We start from the raw sequence: 9,453 nt of genomic DNA on the forward strand, positions 1-9,453 counted from the left end.
TCAGGGTTTCCAGCGCTCCTGCACGCGCAGATGTTCATGGGTATGGGCGCGGGTGCCGTGCAGATGGAACTCGATCTCGGTCTTGACCGGGATCAGCGCGGTCTGCCCGTGCAGCACGCCGCGTTGCAGGAACAGCGAATTGGCATAGGCCTGCACCGAGCCGACCGTGCCGCGCATCACCGCCACTTCGACCGCCGCATGATGGTCGAGCGGCACCGACAGCGCGGCAATCGTGGTGTCGTGATGGCGCTGGCGGCTTTCGGGCACCGCCCGGCCCAGATCGCGCTGCGACGGATCGAGCGCATAGGTGATCACGCCGACGCATTCGGCGCCGTCGGGGGTGTCTTCGGCAAGGCCGCGGCGGACGAGATCGCGCAGCGCCTCGGAGCGGTTCGAGGCCCCGGAACGCGCCATGAACCCGTCAAGCGCGGCCAGAAGATCGTCTTCGATGGTGATGGTGATGCGCTGCATGGGGCCCTCCTGCGGCGACCCTTGCATGGCGGGGCCGCAGGCACAAGCGCCCGCCCGGCCCGTGGCGGGGGGCCGGTTTCCCGGCCCGCCCGGCCCCGGATCGGGGCGCGGGTCAGCTCTCTTGCGCGCCGTCGGAGGTCTTGGCCGTCGTCGTGGCGGGCACGGTGCTGCCGCGCGCCTGCGTGCCGGCCTTACGGAAGGAAAGACCGTTGCGATACGGCGGCTTCTTTGCCGGCTGCGCCAGAAATTCCTTCAGATCCAGTTGTTTCTTCGGCGTGGAATAGCCCATGTTCTGGCTCCTTGAGATAAAAGGGCGGAAGCGGCGCAGAGGACTGCGCCGCTTCCCCTCCCGGTGAGAAACCCGGCAGAAGCGGACCCGCGGCACCGCCGCCGTCCCGCCTCGATACCGTCACCGGGAAACGGGTCGGATCGCCTGTCCGTTGAAGGACCGGATCGGATCCTGCGCCGGGCGGTCGGAACGCCGCGTGCCTTGCGGCAGCGTGCCCTGACCGAGGCGTTCGAAGAAATCCCGCCAGCCCAGACCGGACTGGTCCGGACGGCTGCGCGGGAAAGAGACCATGGGCGCGGGGCCCACGGCAGATTGGGTATGCGTCATTCGGATCTTTCCGCCGTGCCCGGAGGTCCCGGGACGGCAAGCGGGTCATCGGGCGGGCGGAACGTCCGGCAGGTCCGTCGCATCGCGCGCCAGACGGGCCGCCTTGAGCGCCGCGGTGCGATCCGCGCGCTTCGTGGCTTCCGTCTCGATGATCAGTTTCGCCGCGGCCGCCGTCTTGTCGTGCGGCGTTTGCGGCGCAAGAGGCATCTCCCGGAACAGGCCGGGAGACGAAGACTTGCGTGGGGGGGACATGGCTGTCGTCCGCGCGCGTGGCGGATCAGACCAGAGCCAGATCGCAGGCCGACTTGCGGCCATCGCGACCGGATTCGATCTGGAACGTCACCTTGGCGCCATCGACGAGGCGCGAGATCCCGGCGCGTTCAACGGCCGAGATGTGCACGAACACGTCCTGCGCGCCACCTTCCGGCTCGATGAAACCGAAACCTTTGTTCTGGTTGAAAAACTTCACGGTGCCATTGGCCATCGTGATCACTCCTTCATGGGAATGCTGCCCACGGAATGCGGCAGCTCGGCTTGGTCAGAACTAAAAGCAGACTGAAGCCGATGAAGGAGACAGGGTGCGGTCAGAAAAACTTCGCTGTCCCCTGCATACCAGAGTTTGCAGGTTTTGCACTGATTCGTTTCGGGTTTTCAAAACAATCCTGCGGCGACGGCAAGATCGCGGTTTCCCCTGACGGTCGGCTCAGAACAGCAGCTTGTAGCTGTTGCCGAGCGTGTCGGTCACGGTGCCGGTGCCGCTTTGCGTGCCCGAGCCCATGATGAAGGTGCCCTGCAGCCGGGTGCCGTCCTTGCACACGGCATAGACCTCGCCGGTGTTCACGCCGCCGACATCCTCGGTCGAATTCTTGTAGCTGCCGCCCAGATCCTTGAGCTTCAGCGACAGGCCGCGCTCATGCGTCTTCACCCGCGGCTGCACGCTCGACCAGGTGCCGCTGCATTTGGTCTTGTTCGGCTTCGGCAGCTTGAACCAGATCTGCCCCGAGGTCTCGCTGTCCTCGGTGATCGAGATCGGGATCGCCGTCGAGGGGTTCTGCTCGGCGATCGGCCCGCTCAGCGGATAAAGCCGGAACGAGCTGTTCGCGCCGCAGGCGGACAGCGCGGTGACGGTGATCAGGGCAAGCGCAAGACGCGAGGTCACGGGAATCTCTCCAGAGGCGGTGCACCGGGCAGGACGGAGGAACGGCGCGGGGCGCCATTGACCGCGGGCGTTAGAATGGATTTGGCCGCCCCCGTCAACCCGCGATCTGCCGGGCCGCGGGGGCGGTCTGATCACACGTTCACGAGCGTCCCCAGCTCCACCACGCGCGAGGCCGGGATGCGGAAGTAATCCGACGACCGGGTGGCGTTGCGGGCCAGATAGAAGAAGAACAGGCTTTGCCAGGCAGGCATCCGGCGCTGCCCCGACAATTTCAGCGAGCGTTGCGACAGGATGAACGAGGTCGCCATGATGTCGAACTTCCAGCCCAGCTTGCGGCACTGCAGCAGCGCCTTCGGCACGTCGGGTTCCTCGGCATAGCCGAAGCGCAGCTCGACGCGGCGGAAGCGCTCGTTCAGCTCTTCCATGTTGACCCGGTCTTGCGGGGCGACGCGGGGCACATCCTCGGTGACGATGGTCAGGATCACGATATGCTCGTGCAGCGCCTTGAAGTGCTTGAGGCTGTGCAGCATCGCCGCGGGCACCATGTCGGGCGTGCCGGTCAGATAGATCGCCGTGCCCGGCACCGTCGAGATCGATTTCGAATCCATCTGCCGGAAGATCATGTCGAGCGGCACGTCGTTTTCGCGTTCCAGCTTGAGGATGATCGCCGCGCCGCGCCGCCAGGTCCACATCAGCAGGATCATCCCCCCGGCGATCGCCAGCGACACATACCCGCCCGAGAAGATCTTCATCGAATTGGCGCCGAAGAACACCAGATCCAGCGCGAGGAACGGCACCATCATGCCGATCGCCAGCACCAGCGGCATCTTCCACAGCTTGCGCGCCACCACCATCACCAGGATCGAGGTGATGCACATCTCGCCGGTGACGGAAATCCCGTAGGCCGCCGCCAGCGCCGAGGAGGAGCCGAAGACCACGATCAGCATCAACACGCCGAGCATCAGCCAGAAGTTCACCTCGGGCATGTAGATCTGCCCCTGCTGGGTGTCCGAGGTCTGCCGGATCCGCAGCCGCGGGATCAGCTTCAGCTGCACCCCCTGCTGGGTCAGCGAATAGGCGCCCGAAATCACCGCCTGGCTGGCGATCACCGTCGCGGCCGCCGCCAGAACGATCATCGGCAGAAGCGCCCAATCGGGATAAAGCCGGAAGAACGGGTTCTCGATCGCGCCGGGATTGGTCATCAGCAGCGCGCCCTGCCCGTAGTAGTTCAAGAGCAGCGCGGGCATCACGACGAAAAGCCAGGACACCTGGATCGGACGGCGGCCGAAATGGCCGAGGTCGGCATAAAGCGCCTCGGCCCCGGTCACCGCCAGGAAGGCCGCGCCCAGAATGGCAAGGCCCAGCGGACCGTTCGAGGTCACCAGTTCCGCCGCGCGGATCGGGTTGAGCGCCTCGAACACCACCGGCGCCTGAATGAGGTTCATCACCCCGCCCACCGCCAGCGCGGCGAACCAGACCATCATCACCGGCCCGAAGAATTTCGCCACGGCCGAGGTGCCCTTGCTCTGGAACACGAACAGGAACACGATGATGACGACGGCCAATGGCACGATGAAGGGCTCGAAGGCGGGGGTGACAAGCTTCAGCCCCTCGATCGCGCCCAGAACCGACACCGCGGGCGTCACCGCGGCATCGCCGTAAAACAGCCCCGCGCCAAGCATGCCCAGCGCCAGCACGATCGGCGTCGGCCGCCCCATCGCGCGCTGCACCAGCGCCAGAAGCGAGAAGGTGCCGCCCTCGCCGTCATTGTCGGCCATCATCAGGATGATGACATATTTGATCGTGACGACGATGATCAGCGCCCAGGTGATGACGGACAGCACGCCCAGAACATGTTCAGGGTCGACGCCGCCGCCATGGGCGCCCGACGCCACCATCGCTTCGCGATAGGCGTAAAGCGGAGAGGTGCCGATATCGCCATAGACGACACCGATCGCGGCGAGGGAGGTCAGCGCGAGTCCCGTCTTGGCGTGGCTCTGGCTGCGATCTCCCTGCTCGGGGATCTCGGATTCGTTTTTGGTCATGCAGTTGTGACTCGGGTCACCGGAACGTGATCTCCGGCCTTGGCTTCTTAACGCTGCGTGGCGGCATGCGCCACCGGATTCGTATCTGCCCCGGCGTCGCCCGAAAACCACCCGGCAAAAAATGGAAAAAATGTCGCACCCGGGGGGTTGAACTCCCGCTTGCCCTGCCCAAAATATGAGGAGCGGGCCGGGCCCCTCTGGCGTCGGAAGTTCCTCCAAGCTTCCACGTGATGTCGGACCGCATCGACACCCGCTCGATGGTCGTGCCCGGCAGATGGTCTGTCATCAGCCGGGCGACCAGACGGCGGCAAACCGCAAGAGGTCGCCCCCGTGGAACTCATTTTTCTGTCTTTTCTTGGTCAGCCGCTGTGGATGTGGCTGGTCTTCGTCGGCCTTGTCCTGACCCTTCTCGCGCTTGATCTGGGCGTGCTGAACAAGGACGATCACGAAATCGGCATCGCGGAAAGCCTGAAGCTTTCGGCGATGTATATCGCGCTTGGCCTTGGCTTTGCCGGCTTCGTCTTCTGGCAGATGGGCGCCACCGCGACGGCGCAATATCTGACCGCCTTCGTGGTCGAGAAATCGCTCTCGATCGACAACATCTTCGTCATCGCGCTGATCTTCGGCTTCTTCGCCGTGCCGCGGCAATATCAGCGCCGGGTGCTGTTCTGGGGTATCCTGGGCGTGATCGTGCTGCGCGGGCTGATGATCGGCCTGGGCGCGACGCTGGTCGCCGAATACCACTGGCTGCTTTACATCTTCGCCGCCTTCCTGATCCTGACCGGGATCAAGATGCTGTTTTCGGCCGACAAGGACCACGAGATCACCGAAAACGGCCTGATCCGCTTCCTGCGCCGCCGCCTGCGCGTCACCGACGGCCCCCGCGGCCATGCCTTCTTCGTGACCGAACCCGACAGCAAGACCGGCCGCCTTGTCCGCCATGCGACGCCGCTCTTCCTTGCCCTGGTGATGATCGAGCTGGCCGACCTCATCTTTGCGGTCGATTCCGTGCCCGCGGTCTTCACCATCACCACCGATCCCTACATCGTCTACACCTCGAACATCTTCGCGATCCTCGGCCTGCGGGCGCTTTACTTCGCGCTCTCCGCGATCCTCGCCCGCTTCGCCTATCTGAAATACGCGCTCTCGGTGCTTCTGGTGTTCATCGGCTCCAAGGTCTTCGTGGCCGAGGCGCTGGGTTGGGAAAAATTCCCTCCGGCCTGGTCGCTTGGCATCACCTTCGCGATCCTGGCCGCAGGTATCCTTTTCTCGCTGTGGAAGACGGGCACAGCGAGAGGGCCGGCTCATCCGGCTGAATGACGACGTCCCCGTCAATCCTCCAAAACTGCGAACGCGGTGCCCCGATCCTCCGGTCGGGGCATCGCACTTTCGGGGCCATGCGTCGCCTTGATCGGCCGGGACTTTGCCGCACATAAAAGGCATCAGGTTTTCCCGAGGTTCCCGTTGCGCCATCCCCGCCGCCATCTTGCCACCTTCGCTCTTGCCCTGGTCCTGATCCTGACCTCGGTCTTCATGCTGGAACGCGACCGGGCCGGGCTCGTCCTCTCCGATGTCCGCGTCGGCGCGACCCCGGTGACGCTTTACGAACAGCCCGGCGCGACCGGCCCCGCCGTCGTCATCGCGCATGGTTTCGCCGGATCGCGGCAGATCATGCAGGCCTATTCCTTGCGGCTGGCGCAGGCGGGGTATCGAGTCCTCGCCTTCGACAGCGAGGGTCACGGCCGCAATCCGCAGCCGATGCGCGGCGATGTGACGAAGATCGACGGCACGACGGTGTTTCTGGTGGACGAGCTGCGCCGGGTGATCGCGGCCGCCCGCGCCCTGCCCGGCGCCCCCGGCGTGTCGCTGCTCGGGCACTCGATGGCCACCGACATTCTGGTCCGCGCCGCCGAACAGGAGGCCGCAGCCGGGCGTCCCGTCGATGCCGTGGTGGCGATCTCGATGTTTTCGCAGGCGGTCACGGCCACCGAACCGCCGCGGCTGCTGGTGATCTCGGGCGAATGGGAGGGGGGCTTGCGCGGCTTTGCGCTCGATTACCTGCATCAGGTCGACCCGAGCAAGGGCGAGGGCGAACTGGCCACCGCCGGTCCCGTGGCGCGGATGGCCGTCGTGGCCCCGCATGTGGAACATGTCGGCGTGCTTTACAGCCCGAACGCGGTCGTGGCGGCGCGCGACTGGATCGACGCCACCTACAGCCGCGTTTCGGGCGGTGCGGTGTCGTCGATGGGCCTCTGGATCCTGGTGCTGCTGATCGGCCTTGTTCTGGCGGTGCATCCGCTGGCGGTGCTGCAGCCCAAGCGCGCCGATCCCGCGCCGGTGCCGGTGCGGCGGTTCCTGCTGGCCTCCGTGCTGCCCGCGCTGATCGTGCCGGTCGTGCTGACCCGGTTTCACATCGATTTCCTGCCGGTGCTGGTCGCCGATTACCTGATGGTGCATCTGGCCTGTTACGGGCTGTTGCAGATCACGCTTCTGAACGGCTGGCGGAATTTGCGCGCCGGGCTGTCGCTGGTGCCGGTGGTGCTGTTCCTGATCTGGGGGCTCGGCGCCTTCGGCCTGGCGCTCGATCGTTACGCCGCCAGCTACTGGCCCTCGCCCGAGCGGCTGGTGCTGATCGCGGTTCTGGCCTTTGGCACCGTGCCCGCGCTCATTGCCGATGCGCAGCTGACCGAGGCCGGACATGCGGCGCTTTGGCGCCGGATCGTCGGGCGGGTGTTCCTGTTCGGGTCCTTTGCCCTCGCCGCGGCGCTGGATTTCGACCGGCTGATGTTCCTTCTGATCGCGCTGCCGCTTTTGCTGCTGTTCTTCTTCGTCCACGGGCTGATGGGCCGCTGGATCGCGCGCCGCTCCGGGGCGACGGTGGCGGGGCTGGGGCTTGGGCTGTGTCTGGCCTGGGTGCTGGGCGTCTGCTTCCCGCTGTTCAGCCCGTGACGCATCCCTTGGCCGAGGCCATCGCCGAGGCCAGGCGCGCCAGATGCCCCATGGACGCCGAGTGCATCAAGCACTCGGCCAGCGCCCGCCCCGCCCATGGCGGGCGCTTCTCGCCCGCCGGGGCAGGCGCCGGCCTCTGTCACGCTTGCGGACACGGTCCTGGCAACACCGGATCGTGACGGGCGGGGAAAGGCGATGCCTTTCCTTCTCCGCCCGAACAAACGCAGGGTGTCAGCCCCGCTGCGCCAGATAGGCCTCGAACGCCTTCAGCGTCGCCTCCGACACGTGATGCTCCAGCCCCTCGGCATCGATCTCGGCGGTCTCGGCGGGCACCCCCACCGCGATCAGCAGATCGACCACGACGCGGTGGCGCATCCGCACCCGCGCCGCCATCTCGGTGCCAAGTTCGGTCAGGAACACGCCGCGATAGGGCCGCGACACCGCCAGCCCCTCGCGCTTGAGCCGCGCCACCGCCTTCGTCGCCGTCGGATGCGTCACCCCCATCCGCGCCGCGATGTCGGTGATCCGCGCCTCGCCCATCTGCCGCGCCAGATCGTCGATCATTTCGGCGTAATCTTCCAGCACCGCCATGGCCTGCGCCTCCCTGGCCCGGGAAAAGCGCATCGTCGTCAGGTCGGCAGGGGCGGTATCTTCGGGCATCTTGGGTCCTTTTCGCGCCATTTTATCGCCTTGGCCCGGATTTGGAAACGCCCCCCGGCGCCGCAGCGTGGTTCCGGCGCATTTTGCCGGGAAGCCGCTTGACAGAAGTATAGCCAAGGCTACACTTTGCAGCAACAGGTTCCGGGGGCGCAGGATGATCCAGGAAAACTCCATGTCCGGACGGGCGCGGGCGACGATGTCCGCGGTGATCGGCGGCGAACGGCGCGGCCCGCTGGCGATGCTCGCCTTCGTCGGCCCGGCGGTGATCGCCTCGGTCGCCTACATGGACCCCGGCAATTACGCGACCAACATCCAGGCCGGGGCGGGCTACGGCTATGCGCTGCTTTGGGTGGTGCTGATGGCGAACCTGATCGCGATGCTGTTTCAGGCGCTCTCGGCGCGGCTGGGCATCGTCACCGGGCGCAATCTGGCGGAACTGAGCCGCGATCACCTGCCCCGCCCGCTGGTCCTCGTCATGTGGGCGGTCAGCGAGGTCGCGGCGATGGCCACCGATCTGGCCGAATTTCTGGGCGGTGCCATCGGCTTTTCGCTGCTGCTGGGCATTCCGCTTCTGTGGGGCATGGCGCTGACCGCGGTCATCACCTATGCGATCCTGCTGTTCGAGGCGCAGGGCTTCCGGCCGATGGAACTGGCGATCGGGTCGATGGTCGGCGTGATCGGGCTGAGCTACCTCGCCGAAGTCCTCATCGCGCCGATCGACTGGGGCCAGGCGGTGGGCGGCCTCACCACCCCCAGCCTGCCCGATGCGGGCGCGCTGACGATCGCGGTCGGCATCATCGGCGCCACCGTCATGCCGCATGCGATCTTCCTGCATTCCGGCCTGACGCAGAACCGCGCCATTCTGGGCAGCGATGGCGACCGGCGCCGGATGGTGCGGATCTCCAACATCGAGGTGATCGTGGCGCTGGCGGGCGCCGGTCTGATCAACATGGCGATGGTGATGATGGCGGCTTCGGCCTTCCACAATGGCCATGCCGAAGTGGCGGAAATCGAGACCGCCTATCACACGCTGACCCCGCTTCTGGGCGGCTTCGCGGCGGCGGCCTTCCTTTTGTCGCTGATCGCCTCGGGGATTTCATCCTCGGTCGTTGGCACGATGGCGGGACAGATGATCATGCAGGGCTTCCTGCGGGTGAGCCTGCCGCTCTGGCTGCGCCGGGCGGTGACGATGGTGCCCGCTTTCGTCGTCGTCGCCTCGGGCGCCAATGCCACCGATGCGCTGGTGATGAGCCAGGTCGTGCTCTCGATCGCCCTGCCGGTGCCGATGCTCGCCCTGCTGTGGCTGATCCGCAAACCCGAGGTGATGGGCGCCTTCGTCCCCACGCGCAAGGTTCAGGCGGCGGCGGCCCTGGGCGCCTGTGTCGTCCTGTCGCTCAACATGGTCCTGCTGCTCGGCGCCTTCGGCATCGAAATGCCCTTCCTCTCCTGATCCCTTTCACCTTGGTTCAAATATCCCGGGGGGTGTGGGGGGGCGAGCCCCCCCCGGGGGGGCGCGGGCGCGACCCCCGGGGAAAAAAACACCCCCCGGGTTT

11 protein-coding genes are annotated in these 9,453 nt (G+C 66.2%); 3 read left to right on the forward strand and 8 right to left on the reverse strand.

Going from position 1 to position 9,453, the window contains the following annotated elements:
• From nikR to FBT96_RS12830, 7 genes are all read right to left on the reverse strand, one after another.
• Entirely contained in the window at positions 1 to 471 is a 471-nt protein-coding gene (gene nikR / locus FBT96_RS12805; RefSeq protein WP_136907243.1) for a nickel-responsive transcriptional regulator NikR, read from the reverse strand.
• A gap of 112 nt (positions 472 to 583) precedes the next feature.
• Positions 584 to 760, reverse strand: coding sequence for a hypothetical protein (locus FBT96_RS20735; protein WP_169583425.1), 177 nt, complete (start codon positions 758 to 760; stop codon positions 584 to 586).
• Positions 761 to 880: 120 nt separating this feature from the next.
• Positions 881 to 1,087: a hypothetical protein gene (locus tag FBT96_RS12810; RefSeq protein ID WP_136907245.1), complete on the reverse strand. Its 207-nt coding sequence runs from the start codon at positions 1,085 to 1,087 to the stop codon at positions 881 to 883.
• A 45-nt stretch (positions 1,088 to 1,132) separates the two neighbouring features.
• Positions 1,133 to 1,294, reverse strand: coding sequence for a hypothetical protein (locus tag FBT96_RS12815; protein WP_249306483.1), 162 nt, complete (start codon positions 1,292 to 1,294; stop codon positions 1,133 to 1,135).
• A gap of 70 nt (positions 1,295 to 1,364) precedes the next feature.
• A complete protein-coding gene (locus FBT96_RS12820) occupies positions 1,365 to 1,571 on the reverse strand; it encodes a cold-shock protein (protein WP_013066351.1) in 207 nt (68 codons plus the stop codon).
• Between the two features lie 219 nt (positions 1,572 to 1,790).
• Positions 1,791 to 2,246 carry a hypothetical protein gene (locus tag FBT96_RS12825; RefSeq protein ID WP_136907249.1) on the reverse strand — a complete coding sequence of 152 codons (456 nt, stop codon included), beginning with the start codon at positions 2,244 to 2,246 and terminating at the stop codon, positions 1,791 to 1,793.
• 131 nt (positions 2,247 to 2,377) lie between these two features.
• Positions 2,378 to 4,291, reverse strand: coding sequence for a potassium transporter Kup (locus tag FBT96_RS12830; protein WP_136907251.1), 1,914 nt, complete (start codon positions 4,289 to 4,291; stop codon positions 2,378 to 2,380).
• A gap of 330 nt (positions 4,292 to 4,621) precedes the next feature.
• Here FBT96_RS12830 and FBT96_RS12835 point away from each other — a divergent pair, with 330 nt between their 5' ends.
• Positions 4,622 to 5,611, forward strand: coding sequence for a TerC family protein (locus FBT96_RS12835; RefSeq protein ID WP_136907253.1), 990 nt, complete (start codon positions 4,622 to 4,624; stop codon positions 5,609 to 5,611).
• Positions 5,612 to 5,755: 144 nt separating this feature from the next.
• The gene (locus FBT96_RS12840) at positions 5,756 to 7,240 is read left to right on the forward strand and encodes an alpha/beta hydrolase (protein WP_136907255.1); all 1,485 of its coding nucleotides are present in this window, start codon (positions 5,756 to 5,758) and stop codon (positions 7,238 to 7,240) included.
• 231 nt (positions 7,241 to 7,471) lie between these two features.
• Here the strand turns inward: FBT96_RS12840 and mntR are convergent, their stop codons facing one another.
• Positions 7,472 to 7,900, reverse strand: a complete 429-nt coding sequence (gene mntR / locus FBT96_RS12845; protein WP_249306484.1) for a manganese-binding transcriptional regulator MntR — start codon at positions 7,898 to 7,900, stop codon at positions 7,472 to 7,474.
• Between the two features lie 172 nt (positions 7,901 to 8,072).
• Here mntR and FBT96_RS12850 point away from each other — a divergent pair, with 172 nt between their 5' ends.
• On the forward strand, positions 8,073 to 9,350 hold the full coding sequence (locus FBT96_RS12850; protein ID WP_249306485.1) for an Nramp family divalent metal transporter: 1,278 nt from the start codon (positions 8,073 to 8,075) through the stop codon (positions 9,348 to 9,350).
• The last annotated feature ends 103 nt before the right edge of the window (positions 9,351 to 9,453 follow it).

The sequence above is a fragment of the Rhodobacter capsulatus genome, from assembly GCF_005144475.1.
Taxonomy (GTDB): domain Bacteria; phylum Pseudomonadota; class Alphaproteobacteria; order Rhodobacterales; family Rhodobacteraceae; genus Rhodobacter; species Rhodobacter capsulatus_C.